Origin of the sequence: Flavobacterium sp. P21, from assembly GCF_050632225.1 — a bacterium.
Lineage (GTDB): Bacteria > Bacteroidota > Bacteroidia > Flavobacteriales > Flavobacteriaceae > Flavobacterium.
This window is the reverse complement of the sequence record NZ_CP192585.1, coordinates 5,029,292-5,046,489: the sequence shown is the minus strand read 5'-3', so window position 1 is coordinate 5,046,489 and position 17,198 is coordinate 5,029,292. Positions and strand designations below refer to the sequence as shown.

Genomic DNA, 17,198 nt, shown 5'->3' with positions numbered 1-17,198 from the left:
TTGATGTTTGTTTATTCAATTTAATGCTTCAAGTTCAAATAAGAATGTTTTTTCTTTAGATGTGTTTTTAGTTTCATCTTTCAATTTTTTACTTAAAAAGTTGATTTTTAAGCTAACTTTTTCGAAATATTAAAATTTGCCTTATTCTGATGCAAATTTGCCTTTTTAAGATATTGTAAAAATAATAGTACAATAATTTTACTGCCAAATTTATAGCTTAAAAAAAACATGAAAAAGAAATTTATTGTATTAGGGGTTTTATTCGCAGTTTTTGGTTTTACTAAAATGAATGCGCAAATACTTTCAGATAAAGCAATGGGAGCCTTAGGTAAAGGTGTTTCAGGATTTACTTTTAGTGATGCCGATGCAGTGGCTTTGGCCAAACAATCAATTGCAGAATTAGATGCACAGAATACTGTAGCTGGCCCAACAGATGGTTACACACTTCGTTTAAATCGTGTATTTGGTAAACATGCTTCGACAGATGGAGTTACGTTGAATTATAAAGTGTATTTAGTAAAAGACATCAATGCTTTTGCTTGTGCAGATGGGAGTGTGCGTGTATTTGCAGGATTAATGGATATTATGGATGACAATCAATTACTTGCTGTTATTGGGCATGAAATTGGGCACGTTGTAAATCATGATACAAGAGATGCGATAAAAGCGGCTTATAAAAAAGAAGCTTTATTAGATGCCGCATCATCGCAATCTGGAAAAATGGAAACCCTTACAAGTTCTCAATTAGGACAATTAGGAAGTGCTATGATTGATAGCAAACACAGCAGAAAACAGGAATCTGAAGCAGATTTATTCTCGTATAATTTCATGAAAAAAATGGATATGATGTGAATGCAGTAGAATCAGCTTTTAGAATTTTGCAAAACTTAAGCGAAGGAGTAGAGTCATCTTTTATGACCAAGATGATGAGTTCGCATCCTGATTCTGGCAAAAGAGCTGATGATGCTAAAAAAAGAGCAACAAAAGACGGTTTGTATAATGCTTACACGCAACAAAAAATAGATAATTCAGCGCCTGTAGCAAAAGCGACAACTACCAAAACGACTGCTAAAAAGACCGCTACAAAAAAGAAATAATTTGGGCAAATATTAAAACCGGCAAATTCTTAAGATTTTGCCGGTTTTTTGTTTGGTCTAGTATGAATAATAGTCAAGGGCGGTTATATAACTCATTTAAAATTTATATCTTTATTTGTTGAAAAAACAAGCTTTGTATGAAATGATAAAGCGTTTTGTTGTGTTAAATTTGTTGTCAAATTGTAATAAATAAAAACATGAAAAAGAAATTACTAGTTTTTGGAGTTTTATTTGCCACATTGAGTTTTACTAAAATGAATGCGCAAATAAATTTAGGAGATAAAGCACTAGGGGCTCTTCAAAAAGGTGTTACGGGTTTTACATTGAGTAATGCCGATGCGGCAGCTTTGTCAAAAGAAGCAGTTCGTAAATTAGATTCAACAAATGAAGTGGCAGGGCCAAATGATGGTTATACTTTGAGATTAAACAGAGTTTTTGGAAAACATAGTACAGGAGAAGGATTTACGTTGAATTTTAAGGTTTATAAATTAAAAGAAGTAAATGCATTTGCAACCGCTGACGGAAGTGTGCGTGTGTATTCTGGTTTGATGGATATCATGGATGACAATGAATTATTGGCGGTTATTGGGCACGAAATTGGTCACGTAGCAAACAACGATTCAAGAGATGCAATGCGCGCTACTTATCAAAAAGAAGCTCTAATTGATGGTGCTTCTTCGCAATCTGCAAAAATTACTGCTGTAACTGATAGTCAGTTGGGGAAAATTGGAAGTGCTATTATTGATAGCAAATTCAGCCGTAAACAAGAAGCTGAGGCCGATTTGTTTTCGTATAATTTCTTAAAGAAAAACGGTTACAATGTAAATGCTGAAGAATCTGCTTTTAGAATTTTGGCTAAAATGAGTGAAGGAAGTGAAGCTTCTTTTATTGATCAAATGATGAGTTCGCATCCAGATTCGAAAAAAGAGCTGACGATGCTAAAGCAAGAGCAGAGAAAGATGGTTTATACAAACCTTATGTGCAACAAAAAATTGTAAATACTGCTCCAGTTGCAAAAACAACGACAACTAAAAAAGCAACTACTACAACTAAGAAAACGACAACAACTAAAAAGAAATAGTGGTTTTGTAAAAATAAAAAAAGCGGCAAATTTTAAAATTTGCCGCTTTTTGTTTATGAAATAAATTATCCTAAAACGTGATGTGCCAAAACTTTCTGAACATCATATACGTTTACAGATTTGTTGAATTGTTTTACAATACTAGGGTTTAATTCGCTAGAAACCCAGATTTTCAATTCGGCATCCAAATCAAAAGTTCCGGCAGTTTCAACACTGAAACGAGTAATGCTTTTGTAAGCAATCGATTTGTATTCTGTTTTGCTTCCTGTAATTCCTTGTACGTCAACCAGAATCAATCTTTTATTTGTAAAAATAAAAGTATCACGAATCAATTTGAAACCCATTTCGATTTCTTCGTTATCGGTTAAAAGTTGTCCGTATTTTTTAAGTAAATCTTCTTGACTAACAGTGCCTGCGTTGCCCATAAGAGCAGAAAATATTCCCATTTTTTAGTTTTTAGTTTTAGTGTAAATGTTTTGCCTTTTTTAGGAAGGACAAAAGTAACTAAAAAGAAGCAGAGCTTAAATGCTAAATAAATGAGATTTAAATTATTTGGTAAAAAAAGCAGAACCTAAGTTCTGCTTTCTGTATTTCGATTATTATTTTATTCCGGTTGCGTTTTAATTGTAATCGGAAGATTATATGCTGTTCTTACAGGTTTTCCGTTTAAGATACCTGGAGTCCATTTTGTTTTTAAGGATTTTAAAACTCTGATAGCTTCTTTGCCCATTCCATAACCTGGATCTTTTTGTACCATGATGTCAGTTATTGAGCCGTCTTTTTCAATTACAAAAGAAACATACACTTTAAGAGTCATTTCGGCATCTAGCTCTGGTCTTCTAAAGTTGTTTCCAACATAACTGTAAAATTTATCCATTCCGCCTGGGAATCCTGGCATTTTGTCTAATATAGCCGAATTTACAGGAGTGTTGTCTACCGGAGCAGGATCGGAAACGTTTCCTTCTCCACCACTTCCAGGTAATACATTTGTTATAGTTCCATCTCCGCCTGTAGTATTGTCTACAACGGCATGATTTTCAACATTTGTTGCAATATCTGGCGTAGCTTGAGCCGCAGTTGTAACAACAGGATTTGTCAGTTGCGTATTAATTGATGGAGCAGACTGGAGCACTTTGTGTTGGAGGTGCCACTGGTGCAGGCGGTACAGGTCTTACCAAATCAGGTGTCAGATTAACCGGTGTTAGTGGTTCATCGAATGGAGCTGGCTCAATAGCTACATTTGGTCTTAATTTATTAATCAGCATCGACGCGCTTCCCAAGGCGGTTATTAACAACAATGCAATAAATAAAGCATTAATTGTTGTTCTCGGATTTTCTTGGCGTAATTGATACGCTCCGTACTCTTTGTTTTTGTTTTCGAAAACAAGATCGGTCCACTTGCTTTCATAGATGCTTGATTTTGACATGATTTTTGGATTTTAAGGTTAAGTAACTTTAAATCATACGCGAATAGGGTTTGGGTTTTAGCAAACAACGTAGAAGTTGTTGTTTTAGTGTGTTAGATAATTAGTTTTTTAAGAAAAAATATGATTATATTTTATTCTTTTCTTAAAGATAGTAAATTATCTGTTACGTTCGATAATTTCTGCCAATAATTTTTTAGCACGCAAAAGCTTTACTTTTACATTGCTTAGAGGCTCGTCAATTTTTGTTGCAATTTCCTGATAAGACATCTCTTGAAAATAACGCAACTGAATAACTTCTTGGTAGTGGGGTTTTAATTCTTTGATGCATAAAAGCAAACGAGAAAGATTTTGCTCTTTAATTAATGCATCTTCAGCAGATGGAGTAGGGTCGGCGATATTGTATGCCTGTTGATCTTCGCTATCGGTAATTTCAATAAAAAGGCTTGATTTCTTTTTTCGAAGAAGATCGATGTAAACGTTTTTTGCAATGCTGATAAGCCAAGTATTGAATTTGAATTCAGAATTATACGTGGCAATTTTGTCAAAGGCTTTTGAGAAAGTTTCAATTGTAATGTCTTCAGCAATGGTTTCGTTTTCGGTGCGTTTCAGCATAAAGCCGTAGACTTCATTCCAATAAAAATCTAATAAAAAAGTAAAGGCGATCTGATCGCCTTTTTTTGCTTTTTCTATTTTAGAATTTATTTCCAATGTACTGGTTTTGAAAAGATATTAGATATAAAGATATTAATTTGTGTGAATATCAGCACTATCTCTACAACAGGAAACCAAATTTTTAAATCTTTTTCTTTAAGTTTTCCAGCCGAAAATCCCATTACTGTCCATGCAACGGTGTAGCGTGTCGCCAAAATAGCCAATACTGCAATCCATTGAAATTGGAAAGACAATAAAAGAATAACTAATAAAAAGAAGAATAATTGTGAGGTATAAAAAATGCCTAATTGCATTTTGTCAAAAAACTTATAATACTCCGCTGTCGAAACATGTCTTCTTTTCTGGCTGAACCATTCCTTATAAGATTCTTTTGGTTTTGAATAAGTAAAACTTTCTGGATTATATGAAATTGTAGTGTTTTCTTTAGTCGCGACTTGGTTTATAAATAAATCGTCATCGCCAGAACGCACTTGAATATGATCGATAAAACCGTTTACCTTAAAGAATTCATCTTTTTTATAAGCTAAATTTCTTCCAACTCCCATATAAGGCAAGCCAATTTTTGCCCAAGACAAATATTGAACTGCTGTTAAAACTGTTTCAAAACGAATGATTTTGTTTAATAACGAACGTTCGATTTTTTCATAACCACCATAACCCAAAACAATAGTTTTGTTCATGGTAAACTGTGAAGTCATTGATGTAATCCAGTTTTTTGATGTTGGATAACAGTCGGCGTCTGTAAATAATAGATATTCTTTTTTGAAGCTTTGATGCCTAAAGTCAGCGCGTATTTTTTGTTTCCCCAGAAGGCTTCGTTGTTTTCAACTTTAACTAATCTAATATTTGAATATTGTTGTTCAAATTCTTCAAATACTTCCAAGGTTTCATCTCTCGATGCATCATCAATCAAAACAATTTCAAAATCTGGATAATCTTGTTCGGCTAATAGCGGTATAAATTTCTTTACGTTTTCTTCTTCGTTTTTAGCACAAACAATTACTGAAACTGGAAGTTTTTTTGTGTAACTTCTTGTTGTTTAGCGAAAGCAAACTTTCCAAATACACCTAAGTAATAAAAAAGTTGTACGACAACGATAGCAATAAAAACGTAAAATAAAATTGTAAGCATCTGATTTTAATATCTTTTAATTTCTGAATCTTGCGAGTGCAAATGTACTTATGAATTCCTAATTTTCAATGTCCAAAACCAATTTACTTTCGGCATTTTGACATTTCTTTTGCAACAGCAATAGCCTGAGGGGTTTCGGTTTTTTCCAATTCCGAAATTATGTTTTTATAATTGTGATCATCGCGGTTTTGTGAGAGTTTTTTAGTGGCTTGAATCTCTTCAATTTCAATCTCAAAACCATAGATTCCTCGAGCTTCACGCATTGTTTTGGCTGATAAATCTTCAACTCGGATTGGCCTTTCAGAATTTGCTTCGTATTTGTCGACAAGTTTCTTCAATTGCGCTACCGAAGTTTCATAATCTACAATTTTGATTTTTCCATAAACATGTACGGCTATATAATTCCAAGTTGGCACATTTTCGTGATCGTACCAAGACGAAGAAATATAACTATGCGGACCAGTAAAAACGGCTAAAACCTGATCATTTTCTTTAAAACCTTCTGCCTGCGGATTCAATTTTGAAATATGCCCTTGCAGAATTTCTTTTCCTTCAGCATTAATTTCAAGTTCTATCGGAATATGAGTTGCGCATAACTTTCCGTTAGTTTGATTAATCAAGATTCCGAAGCTGTTTTCTTTTAGAAAAGCTCTGATTTCTTCCTGATTTTCGTTTTTGTATAAGTCTGGAGTGTACATCTGTGTTTTTTTTGCCACGAATTTCACGAATTTTCACTAATAAAATTCGTGCTAATTTTTGAAATTGCTTCGCCTGTTCCCTATCGCTCGAGTCGTGGCGAATATTTATTTTAAATCACATTCACTTCCGCTTCAATTTGAATACCAAATTTTTCAAAAACAGTTTTTTGAACTTCTTTTGAAACGGCTAAAATTTCTTGTCCAGTTGCATTTCCGTAATTCACTAAAACCAAAGCCTGATTTTTATGAACTCCTGCTTCTCCAAAACGTTTTCCTTTTAATCCGGCATGCTCAATCAACCATCCAGCAGGAACTTTAACTTCAGTATCTGAAACTTCGTAGAATTTCATTTCTGGGAATTTTTGGTGAATTTTCTCAAAATCAGATTTCAGTAAAATCGGATTTTTAAAGAAACTTCCGCTGTTTCCTAATTCTTTCGGATCTGGCAATTTGCTTTGTCTGATGGCAATTACAGCATTGCTGACATCTTTTAATGTTGGTTCAGAAATGTTGTTTTTTGCCAATTCAGCCAAAATATCTCCGTAAGAAGTATTGATTTTATGATTGCGTTTCGTCAATTTGAAAATAACCGAAGTAATAATGTATTGGTCTTTTACTTCATGTTTGAAAATACTTTCGCGATAGCCAAAATTACATTCGGCATTGGTGAAAGTTTTCATTTCTTGAGTTGCAATATTCATCGCTTCGCAAGAAACGAAAGTATCTTTAATTTCGGTTCCATAAGCGCCTATATTCTGAACTGGCGTTGTGCCAACATTTCCGGGAATTAATGACATATTCTCTAAACCGCCAAAATTATTGTCGATTGTCCAAAGAACGAAATCGTGCCAAGTTTCGCCAGCCTGACTTTCAACCCAAACAAAATCATCATCTTCTTTGATTATTTCTTTTCCTTTTAAATCGATATGAATCACCAACGCATCAATGTCTTTTGTTAAAAGCATATTGCTTCCGCCACCAAGAATAAATTTTTTCTCGTTTTTGTTTTCTTCTAAAATGGTTTTCAATTCAGCAATAGAATGTACTGCGACAAATTGTTTTGCTTTGGCTTCGATACCAAATGTATTGTGGTTTTTTAAAGAAAAATTGGATTGGATTTCCATATATAAAAGGCTTTTTAATATGAGTCAAAAGTAAGGATTATAATTTATTTGGGATATTATTTTACCGCAAAGACACAAAGTTTACGCAAAGTTCGCTAAGCTTTGTGTTCTTTGCGTAAATCTTAGCGAACTTTGCGGTTAAATTATTTTCTCGAATCCAACAACTCATTATACTTCTCCGAAATAACCTTCATATTAATATCATAATTGGCATTCTCTTCTACAAATTTTCTATTTCGAAGAATGGCGTTATTCCTATATTCAGCATTTTCAAACGACCAAATTAATTCTTCGGCCAACATTTCGATATTATCAATTTCGATTAATTGCCCATTTTCGCGGTGCGTAATCCAGCTTTGATTTCCAGGGATATCAGAAACTACAGGATAACAATTACAGGCCATTGCTTCGAATAAAGATGCCGAAACGCCTTCGGTAATGGGCATGCTAATGTAAATATTGGATTGCTGTAATAATTTAGGAAGTTCTGTGTTTGGAATTCTTCCTGTAAAAATCACTTTGTTTTCGATTTGTAAATCTTTGGCTAAATCTTTTAGAAATTGCAATCTCGTTCCTTCGCCAACAATCGTCAATGAAAAATCAATTCCTTTTTGATTCAAAATTCCAAAAGCTTTTAATATTGAATCATGTCGATATTCTGGCTGAAGCGAACGTGTTACAATGGCTTCAATTTTGTTTGAATTATTTGTTGAAGGAGTAAAAAGTGATAAATCGATTCCTTTTGGAAGAACTAAAACTTTGTTCATGTCAACGCCAGATGCTTTCATGTGAATTGCCATAACTGGTCCCCAAGCATGAATTAAATGCGCTTTTTTGAAAGCATATTTCTGAATGAATTTCTTAAAAGGATACAATTTAGATTCTTCTGGCCATAAATCAGTTCGTCCTTGTTGAGCAATTGCTATAGTTTTTGAACCTGATAATGCGACTAGGAAACCGTAACTTGTGGTTCTTTCAGCAATTACCATATCTGGTTTTTCTTTTCTAATTATTTTTCGAATAGAAATCGGAGCAAAAAAATACTCTAAGATGCGTTTGAATCTCTTATTGTTTGAGGTTTGAAGTTCCCAAGTAATAATGTCGAAATCGCCAAATTCCTTCAGGCCTTTCATCCAAGTGATAGCATCGGCACGGTAAGATTCTCCAAGAAAAAGTATTTTCCTATTCATTGATAAAAGTTTTTCCGCCACGAATTTCACAAATTTTCACTAATTAATTCGTGTCAATTTGTGAAATTCGTGGCGATCTAATCTTTTTTAGAATTCTTCAGTATCTAAAGCACGATTAATAAATTCATTCAAAGGTTTTAAAGCAATTAGTTTTTTGCTCATTTTTGAAACGAAATCTTTCTGGGTGACTTCCGAAATATCATATTTTTGAGTGGCTGTAAAGCTCTTCAATTTTAAGAACTCCCATGACTGGATGGTCTTTTTCGTAACCACGCGGCATGCTTTTTAAAGAATTATTTTCGTTAAAATCTAAACTTCCAAATTCCTTTTTAAAGTTCTTGTCGTTTAAGATTTCTTGTAAGTCATCATAGAAAAACGCAATTTCTTTACGAACTTTTTTCAAATCTTCTGATTCAGGAGAGTAAAATCCGCCAGCAATAAAACTTGCGCCTTTTTCGATATGAACGTAATAACCAGAACGATTTGCGCCTTTTGCTCCAGCCGACATCCAAACGCCTAAATGTGCTTTGTAAGGCGATTTGTCTTTAGAAAAACGAATGTCGCGATTGATTCTGAAAGTACAATTTTTAACTTCTAAAAATTCTAAAGAAGGATCAAGCGGTTTCATAACATCAAGAAAGTCACTAACCAATTGATGATAATCTTTTTTGAAGATTTCGTATCGTTTTTTATTGTCCTGAAACCAATCTCTATTGTTGTTCTTTTTTAAATCGTCTAAAAATTGCAATGATTCTTTCGTTAGCATATTCTGTGTTTTTTGATTGCAGTTGTTTTTAAGGTTGCCACTAATTGCACGAATTTACACTAATTTTTTTATTGCATATCGATCAACTTTGACAAAGTTCTAATTAGTGAAAATTAGTGAAATTTGTGGCAAAAAATCACAAGTTAAATATCTTATAACTCTGATGCGTAGATTTTACAATCGTTTCGGTTCTTTCCGGATGAGTGTCTGAAATAAAAAGTTGTCCGAATGTTTCGCTGTTTACCATTTCTACAATTTTGGCAACGCGCGTTTCGTCTAGTTTGTCAAAAATATCATCAAACAGAAGGATAGGTTTTACGCCACTTTGTTTTTTTAAAAATTCGAATTGAGCCAATTTCAAAGCAATCAAAAAAGATTTCTGTTGTCCTTGCGATCCGAATTTTTTTATAGGATGCCCGTCAATTTCGAAAGATAAATCGTCTTTGTGAATTCCGACAGTTGTATAATGCAATGCTCGGTCTTTGTTGATGTTTTCCTGTAGAAGAGTCAAAAGATCTTTTTCAAACAAATGACTTTCGTAAACCAATTGAACATTTTCTTCAGATCCTGTTATGGCTTGATGATGTCTATTAAATATAGGTATAAACTGCTCGAGAAAATCTTTTCGTTTTTCAAAAATTGATTTTCCGTATTCATTCAGTCAGCTCATTATATATAGATAAGGTGTCGTTGTCAAACGTGTAATTGAGCGCAAAATATTTCAAAAGTGCATTTCGTTGTGTGATCACTTTTTGATAGTTGATTAATTCATGCAGATAAGTAGAGTCGAGTTGCGAAATCACGCTGTCCATAAATTTTCGACGTGTTTCGCTTCCTTCCACAATTAAATCTCTATCAGCAGGTGAAATAATAACAAGTGGGATAAATCCAATATGATCTGAAAATTTATCATACGGTTTTCCGTTTCGTTTCAAAATCTTTTTTTGCCCTTTTTTTAAACTGCAAACAATTTGTTCTGTTCTCTCGTTTTTGTCTAATTCGGCGTCAATCACAAAAAACTCCTCGCCGTGTTTGATATTTTGAACAGCAAGCGGATTAAAATAACTTTTCCCGTAAGCCAAATGATAAATTGCGTCGAGAACATTGGTTTTTCCAATGCCATTTTTCCCCACAAAACAGTTGATTTTGATGTCGAAATCAAAACTAGCTTCTGAAAAGTTCTTATAATTGAATAAAGAGATTTTGTTTAAATGCATTTTTAGGGACTCCAAGTATGAAATTTGCTGTTTTTGAACAGTAAAAATTTGAGGCCGCAAATTACCGAAAATTATTGATATAATTGGCTTTGGGGCAACTGCTAGCTGATTTATTTTGGCGCTTCCGCGAAAGGACAAGTCAGCGAGAAAAATATTTTTTTTAAAATAGTGATAAAATTGATTTTTTTTGCCTCAGTTTCAAGAAAAATTTTATTTTTGCCGTTCACTAAATTATTTTTAAATGGCAACTTACAATAAAAGAGGATATAAGACACCAAAAGAGAAGGAAGTTAAAGAAGTTACTGAAGAACAACAAGTAATTATTGACGAAAAAGACAGCACAACTGCTGGTGTTTTCTCAAAATTAGATGAAACAGCTTCAAGAACTGAGGATTGGGTGGCTAAAAATCAAAAAATCATTATTGGTTTAGTTGCTGGTATTGCAGTAGCTACAATTGGTTATTTGGCTTATCAAAAATTTATTGAAAATCCAAAACAAGACGAAGCCGCAAACGAAATGTTTGTTGCACAGCAAAACTTTCAAAAAGCTGTTGACGGTGTAGAAAGTGATTCATTATATAAATTAGCATTAAACGGTTCTGAAGGTAAATTCGGATTCATTAAAATTGCTGACGAATATTCTGGAACAGATGCTGGAAATTTAGCTAACTACTATGCTGGTATGGCATATTTGAATACAGGAAAATTTGATGAAGCTATCAAATATCTTGGAGAATTTAAGTCTCAAGACGCAATTTTAGGAGCTTTGGCGACTGGAGCAATTGGTGATGCTTACTCTCAAAAAACAATCAAAAAGAAGCTTTAAGCTATTATGTTAAAGCGTCTGAGGTTAACAAAAATGATTTTACTACGCCTCGTTTCTTGCTGAAAGTCGCTAAAACAGCAATCGCTTTAGGTCAAAAAGAAGATGCTTTGAAATATTTAAACGATATCAAAGATAATTTTGATGCAACTCCAGAAGTCGCTTCTGTTGATGTATTGATTGGATTAGCGCAATAATTATACTTTTTGAGTTGAGATTTTAAATTTTAGATTTGTATTTTTACAATCTTAAATCAAAAATCTAATATCTTAAATATAAAAGATGGCTACTGAAAATAAAAATTTATCAGAATACGATAAAAACACAATCCCAAATGCGAAAGACTTTCGATTTGGGATTGTTGTTTCTGAGTGGAACGACACCATAACAGAAGGGCTGTATAACGGTGCTTTTGATGCGTTAGTTGATTGTGATGTTCCTGCGCAACAAATTATCAGATGGAATGTTCCTGGAAGTTTTGAGCTTATTTATGGCGCAAAAAAATGTTGCAGACACAAAATGTTGATGCTGTAATTGTAATTGGATGTGTAATTCAAGGCGAAACAAAACATTTTGATTTTGTGTGTGAAGGTGTAACGCAAGGAATTAAAGATTTGAATGTTCAGACTGATATTCCAGTTATTTTCTGTGTTTTGACAGACAATAACATGCAACAATCAATTGATAGAAGCGGTGGTGCTCACGGCAACAAAGGAACTGAAGCCGCAATTGCCGCAATCAAAATGGCATATATTCGTCAGCAGGCATCAATGGCTCATGCTTTCAATCAGCCTTTATTAACTTCTGGCGCGCTTCAAATCGAAGATTCGCCTAGAAAAATTGAGAACGAATAAAACACAATTGTTTTAAAAATACTAAAACCTATACTGTGTAAAATAGTATAGGTTTTTTGTTTTTTTATGACAGAGACTATTCCAAATCACAACCAAAATTCATTAAATTTGTACAGCTTGGTTTTTTAAAATCAAACGAGAACTAACATTTTCAATCTAAGATTTTTAACGATAAAATCAAGGAGAAACCTTTAACCCAAATTTCTTAATGTCGAGTATAATTCAATTACTTCCTGATCACGTTGCTAACCAAATTGCCGCTGGAGAAGTGGTTCAAAGACCAGCTTCTGTGGTAAAAGAATTGTTAGAAAATGCTGTTGATGCAAAAGCAACTGATATCAAATTGATTATAAAAGACGCTGGAAAATCATTGGTTCAAGTTATTGATAATGGTGTAGGAATGACAGTTACCGATGCCCGTTTGTGTTTTGCGCGTCATGCTACTTCAAAAATTCGTCAGGCCGAAGATTTATTCTCTCTTGGCACAAAGGGTTTTCGTGGAGAAGCTTTGGCATCAATTGCTCGCGATCGCGCACATGGAAATGAAAACAAAGCAAGATCAGGACGAACTTGGAACGCATATCGTGATTGAAGGAAGTAAATTTGTGTCGCAGGAAGTGGCTGTTTTGCCAAAGGGGACATCATTTGCAGTTAAAAATCTGTTTTTTAATATTCCGGCGCGTCGTAATTTCTTGAAGTCAGATACGGTTGAGTTTCGTCATGTTATGGATGAATTTCAGCGCGTGGCTTTGGCACATCCAAATATCCATTTTAGTTTTTATCATAACGGAAGCGAATTGTACAATCTTCCAGCGGCGGGATATCGTCAAAGGATTGTCGGAATCATGTCGGGCAAAACCAATGAAAAATTGGTTCCTGTAAATGAAGATACTGAGATTATAAATATCCAAGGGTTTGTATGCAAGCCTGAATTTGCAAAAAAAGTAGAGGAGAGCAGTTCTTTTTTGTGAACGATCGTTTCATAAAAAGTGGTTATTTGCATCACGCTGTTATGGCGGCTTATGACGGTTTATTGAAAGATGGAATGCGACCAAGTTATTTCTTATACTTGCAAGTACCACCAAATACCATCGATATTAATATTCATCCAACAAAAACTGAAATTAAGTTTGACGATGAATCGGCTTTATATGCCATTTTAAGAGCTTCGATCAAACATAGTTTAGGTCAATTTAATGTAGCTCCGGTTTTGGATTTTGAGAGAGATGCCAATTTAGACACCCCATATCATTATAAAGATTTAGAAGCTGAAACCCCAACAATTCAAGTTGATGGAACTTTTAATCCTTTTACAGATGATAAAACGAATCAACACTATACAAAAGGAAGTTCTGGATCTGGTTATAGCTCAGGTTTGTCTTCTTCCTCTTCTTCTGGTTCTTCTTATTCAGGATCATCATATTCAGGTTATTCGAAAAGAGTTGAGCCAACGGTAAGCTGGGAAAGTTTATATGTTGGTTTGGATACCGATAGCCCAGAAGCGATCGAAAGTTCGCCATTTACATTCGAAAACGAGGAAGTAACTTCTTCATTATTTAATGATGACGAAATCGAGCAAGCGAGTCAGAAAACGTATCAAATTCATAAAAAATATATTGTTTCACCAATTAAATCAGGAATGATTATTGTGGATCAGCAACGAGCGCATCAGCGTATTTTGTATGAACAATTTTTGCTGAATATGACTGTCAATCAAGCTTCGAGCCAGCAATTGCTTTTTCCATTGGATTTATTTTATTCGACGGTCGAAATGAAATTGATTGAGGAATTAAAACCTTCGCTAGAAACAACAGGATTTATTTTTGATGAAGCTAAAACAGATCATATTGTGATTTCGGGAATTCCGGTAAATATTACCGAGAGTGAAGTTTCAATTGTTATTGATCAATTATTGAGCGATTTGCAGGACGGGATTCCAGCGAGCAGTTACAGTCAGAATGATACAATTGCCAAGTCAATGGCTAAAAGTTTAGCGGTTAAAACTGGATCATATTTAACCGAAAAAGAGCAGGATAATATCGTAAATGGATTATTTGCCTGTAAAGATCCAAATATTTCACCTTTTCAAAAACCTACCTTTATCACCATGCGTGTTGAAGATATAGATAAAAAGTTTGCCTTATGATGAATATCACTCCAGTTGTTAAACAACTGCTTATTATTAATATTATATTTTTTATTGGTGCACAATTAGTGCCAGCTTCTGAGCATTTTTTGGCATTGTATTTTCCTGAAAATCCATCTTTTGGATTTTGGCGACCTATAACACATATGTTTATGCATGGAGGATTTGCTCATATTGCTTTCAATATGTTTGCATTGTATTCGTTTGGATCGACGTTGGAACATTTTTGGGGTGGAAAGAAATTTTTGTTTTTTTATATTTCATGTGGTTTAGGAGCGGCATTAGTCAATTTTGCAGTCAATTATTATTTCTACCAAGATGCTTTAAATATTTTGCAAGCTAATGGTTTTCAGAAAACTGAAATTTTGCAATTAATTAATGAAGGCAAAATAAATACAAGATGGAATGAATTATTGTCAGTGTCTCAGCTAAGACATCTTTTTGAAGCCTATTCTATACCTGTAATTGGCGCGTCTGGTGCAATTTATGGTTTGCTTGTGGCATTTACTTTTATGTTTCCTAATGCTGAACTTGGAATTATGTTTATCCCAATTCCGATAAAAGCAAAATATTTTGTTCCAATTTATATGCTTTTGTTCGATGGTTTTTTTGGAATTTTCGGAAGTTCGGTAATGGGAATCGAGTCAGGAATTGCGCATTATGCACATATTGGAGGAGCTTTCTTTGGTTTTATGATTATGTGGTACTGGAAAAAAATCAGTTTAATAACAATCGTTGGAATTAGCTTTTAAACAGTGGTCGAAAGTCAAAAGTCGAAAGTTTAAAAGTTGTTTTCGATGTTGATTTCGCAATGTTTTTGAAATTAAATCAAGTTAAAAATAGAAATTTGTAAGAGCGAGAACGCTTAAGGCTTTAAAAACTTTATGACTTTTGACTTTTGACTTTAAGGTTTAACTTTAATTTATTAACTTTAAAAAACGAAACGAAGACTTTATGAATATTCTTGACGATTTAAAATTGCAATATAAATTGGGAGGCATCGCAATGCGTGTGATTTATTGGAATATTGCTTGTTTTCTTATTTCTTTGATATTTTTCTATCAGTTTTCAATTGGCCAGTTTGATTTTCCTAATTGGCTTGCATTGTCATCAGATCCTCAGGTTTTTATGTTCAAGCCTTGGACATTTTTAACTTATGCTTTTTTCATTACGGACCAATGCATCTGTTGTTTAATATGCTGGTTTTGAATTTTGCTAGCAATTTATTTTTGACGTTTTTTACTCCGAAACAATATCTAGGCCTTTATATTTTAGGAGCGATCTTTTCAGGAATTATATTTGTACTTAGCTATTACATTTTAGGAAACTCTGCTTTAATAGTTGGTGCTTCTGCGGCAATTATGGCCATTTTAGTTGCGGCAACTACTTATTCGCCATTGATGAATGTTAGACTGTTATTTTTTGGCAATGTCAAGCTTTGGCATATTACTGGAGTTATTTTGCTTTTAGATTTAATGCGGCTTCGATTAGAGAATACCGGCGGACATATTTCGCATCTTGCTGGAGCATTTTTCGGATTTGTTTACATAAAATTGCTTCAAAATGGTACCGATTTGAGTATCATAGTTTCTAAAGTATTAGATTTTTTTGCTAATCTTTTTAGAAAATCCCCAACGACCCCATTTACTAAAGTTCATAAAAATTACAAAAAACCTACGGAAAAAACTTCGTCGAGAATTGTTACGAAAGACAAAACGCAACAGCAAATTGATGAAATTTTAGACAAGATTAGCCAATCTGGTTATGATTGTCTGACAAAAGAAGAAAAAGAGTTTCTATTTAGAGCTGGAAAATAATCCTTTTAGCAAATAATATGAAAAACCTTTCGTGGTTTAATAAAATAATGTTCTTTTTGAATATAGTGCTTACCGTATTAACGTTTAGTATCTATATTTTGCCTTTTCTAGCACCTAAAAGTTTTCCGCTTTTATCGGTGCTTACCCTGTTTATGCCTGCTTTTTTTGTCGCAAATGGTTTCTTCTTTTTGTATTGGGCAATTCAGTTTAAAAAACGCCTTATTTTGTCTGGATTGGTTTTGTTGATGGGAATTACCTTTATCAGCAAGTTCTATAAATTTTCGGCAAAGGAATATGTGGAAGATGAAAGAGACTTTTCTATAATGAGTTATAATGTCCGTCTTTTTAATGTTTTTAAATGGCTGGATCGCGATGATATTCCGGAGAATATTAAAACCTTTATAGATGAAAAAGATCCTGATATTTTATGTATTCAGGAATATTCAAATTCAGCGCATTTGGATTTGAAAGTATATCCACATCGTTATATTTTCATAGACGGAAATCAAATTAAAACGGGTCAGGCCATTTTTTCAAAATTCCCGATTATCGATGAAGGAAACATTGTTTTTCCTAAATCAGACAATAATGTCGTGTATGCTGATATTAAACGCGGAAAAGATATTATTCGTGTTTATAATATGCACTTGCAATCTATTAAAATATCTCCAGATGTAAGTGAGATTTCGAATGATATTGATAGCGTAAATCAGAAGAAATCACAGCGTATTTATGCTAGAATCAGTAAAGGATTTACTCAACAGCAAGAACAAGCTGAGATTTTTAAGGAGCACATCAAAAAATGTAAATATCCAATTATTATTTGTGGAGATATGAATAACAGTCCATTTTCATACGTTTACCGAAATATTAAAGGGAAACTTAAAGACGCTTTTGAAGAGGCTGGAGAAGGCTTTGGAGCAACTTATAAGTTTAAATATTATCCAGCAAGAATTGACTACATTTTTACAGACACTAAAATGAAAGTAAAACAGTTTGAAAGTTTTCCGGATTTCGAAAATTCAGATCATTATCCAATCATGACAAGGCTTTCGATAGATCAGTTTTAGTGGAAAGTGGGGAGTAATTCGCCAAAGTGCCGTGAGCTAAAGCTAATGGAGAAAGTGAAAAATGGACAATACTAAAAACAAAACG

The 17,198-nt window shown here is 33.6% G+C and carries 8 protein-coding genes and 10 pseudogenes; 8 read left to right on the top strand and 10 right to left on the bottom strand.

What is annotated here, in order from left to right:
- The first annotated feature begins 228 nt into the window (after nucleotides 1-228).
- A pseudogene (locus tag ACQ9BO_RS25355) lies at nucleotides 229-1,097 on the top strand (M48 family metalloprotease).
- 197 nt (nucleotides 1,098-1,294) lie between these two features.
- A pseudogene (locus tag ACQ9BO_RS25350) lies at nucleotides 1,295-2,178 on the top strand (M48 family metalloprotease).
- Between the two features lie 65 nt (nucleotides 2,179-2,243).
- Here ACQ9BO_RS25350 and ACQ9BO_RS25345 read toward each other — a convergent pair.
- The 10 genes and pseudogenes from ACQ9BO_RS25345 to recF all read right to left on the bottom strand — a co-directional run bounded on the left by ACQ9BO_RS25345 (nucleotide 2,244) and on the right by recF (nucleotide 10,403).
- Nucleotides 2,244-2,624, bottom strand: a complete 381-nt coding sequence (locus ACQ9BO_RS25345; protein WP_035650134.1) for a PH domain-containing protein — start codon at nucleotides 2,622-2,624, stop codon at nucleotides 2,244-2,246.
- Nucleotides 2,625-2,782: 158 nt separating this feature from the next.
- On the bottom strand, nucleotides 2,783-3,310 hold the full coding sequence (locus tag ACQ9BO_RS25340) for an energy transducer TonB (protein WP_431242965.1): 528 nt from the start codon (nucleotides 3,308-3,310) through the stop codon (nucleotides 2,783-2,785).
- The gene (locus ACQ9BO_RS25335) at nucleotides 3,285-3,605 is read right to left on the bottom strand and encodes a hypothetical protein (RefSeq protein ID WP_431242964.1); all 321 of its coding nucleotides are present in this window, start codon (nucleotides 3,603-3,605) and stop codon (nucleotides 3,285-3,287) included. The genes ACQ9BO_RS25340 and ACQ9BO_RS25335 overlap by 26 nt, the downstream gene beginning before the upstream one ends.
- A gap of 156 nt (nucleotides 3,606-3,761) precedes the next feature.
- On the bottom strand, nucleotides 3,762-4,313 hold the full coding sequence (locus ACQ9BO_RS25330) for an RNA polymerase sigma factor (protein WP_132989238.1): 552 nt from the start codon (nucleotides 4,311-4,313) through the stop codon (nucleotides 3,762-3,764).
- Nucleotides 4,304-5,408, bottom strand: a pseudogene (locus ACQ9BO_RS25325) (glycosyltransferase). Before ACQ9BO_RS25325 ends, ACQ9BO_RS25330 begins: the two are co-directional and overlap by 10 nt.
- Before the next feature lie 83 nt (nucleotides 5,409-5,491).
- The gene (locus ACQ9BO_RS25320; protein ID WP_431242963.1) at nucleotides 5,492-6,106 is read right to left on the bottom strand and encodes an FMN-binding negative transcriptional regulator; all 615 of its coding nucleotides are present in this window, start codon (nucleotides 6,104-6,106) and stop codon (nucleotides 5,492-5,494) included.
- Nucleotides 6,107-6,216: 110 nt separating this feature from the next.
- Nucleotides 6,217-7,230 (bottom strand): UDP-N-acetylmuramate dehydrogenase, encoded by a 1,014-nt coding sequence (gene murB / locus ACQ9BO_RS25315; protein WP_431242962.1) that lies wholly within the window; start codon nucleotides 7,228-7,230, stop codon nucleotides 6,217-6,219.
- Between the two features lie 143 nt (nucleotides 7,231-7,373).
- Nucleotides 7,374-8,420, bottom strand: coding sequence for a glycosyltransferase (locus tag ACQ9BO_RS25310; protein WP_431242961.1), 1,047 nt, complete (start codon nucleotides 8,418-8,420; stop codon nucleotides 7,374-7,376).
- Between the two features lie 87 nt (nucleotides 8,421-8,507).
- Nucleotides 8,508-9,186 (bottom strand): annotated as a pseudogene (locus ACQ9BO_RS25305) (DUF2461 domain-containing protein).
- 136 nt (nucleotides 9,187-9,322) lie between these two features.
- Nucleotides 9,323-10,403 (bottom strand): annotated as a pseudogene (recF, locus tag ACQ9BO_RS25300) (DNA replication/repair protein RecF).
- Nucleotides 10,404-10,644: 241 nt separating this feature from the next.
- Between recF and ACQ9BO_RS25295 the strand changes: the two are divergent.
- The 6 genes and pseudogenes from ACQ9BO_RS25295 (at nucleotide 10,645) to ACQ9BO_RS25270 (ending at nucleotide 17,113) form a co-directional block, all read left to right on the top strand.
- Nucleotides 10,645-11,423, top strand: a pseudogene (locus ACQ9BO_RS25295) (tetratricopeptide repeat protein).
- An 85-nt stretch (nucleotides 11,424-11,508) separates the two neighbouring features.
- Nucleotides 11,509-12,080: pseudogene (gene ribH / locus ACQ9BO_RS25290) on the top strand (6,7-dimethyl-8-ribityllumazine synthase).
- Between the two features lie 208 nt (nucleotides 12,081-12,288).
- Nucleotides 12,289-14,226 (top strand): annotated as a pseudogene (gene mutL / locus ACQ9BO_RS25285) (DNA mismatch repair endonuclease MutL).
- Nucleotides 14,223-14,971: pseudogene (locus ACQ9BO_RS25280) on the top strand (rhomboid family intramembrane serine protease). The pseudogenes mutL and ACQ9BO_RS25280 overlap by 4 nt, the downstream one beginning before the upstream one ends.
- A 209-nt stretch (nucleotides 14,972-15,180) precedes the next feature.
- Nucleotides 15,181-16,043, top strand: a pseudogene (locus tag ACQ9BO_RS25275) (rhomboid family intramembrane serine protease).
- 17 nt (nucleotides 16,044-16,060) lie between these two features.
- Nucleotides 16,061-17,113, top strand: coding sequence for an endonuclease/exonuclease/phosphatase family protein (locus tag ACQ9BO_RS25270; RefSeq protein ID WP_431242960.1), 1,053 nt, complete (start codon nucleotides 16,061-16,063; stop codon nucleotides 17,111-17,113).
- Nucleotides 17,114-17,198 lie beyond the last annotated feature (85 nt).

Coding starts and splice junctions, on each gene's coding strand:
- murB (WP_431242962.1), bottom strand. CDS start 7,230: ATGGAAATCCAATCCAATTTTTCTTTAAAAAACCACAATACATTTGGT.
- ACQ9BO_RS25270 (WP_431242960.1), top strand. CDS start 16,061: ATGAAAAACCTTTCGTGGTTTAATAAAATAATGTTCTTTTTGAATATA.
- ACQ9BO_RS25335 (WP_431242964.1), bottom strand. CDS start 3,605: ATGTCAAAATCAAGCATCTATGAAAGCAAGTGGACCGATCTTGTTTTC.
- ACQ9BO_RS25320 (WP_431242963.1), bottom strand. CDS start 6,106: ATGTACACTCCAGACTTATACAAAAACGAAAATCAGGAAGAAATCAGA.
- ACQ9BO_RS25310 (WP_431242961.1), bottom strand. CDS start 8,420: ATGAATAGGAAAATACTTTTTCTTGGAGAATCTTACCGTGCCGATGCT.
- ACQ9BO_RS25345 (WP_035650134.1), bottom strand. CDS start 2,624: ATGGGAATATTTTCTGCTCTTATGGGCAACGCAGGCACTGTTAGTCAA.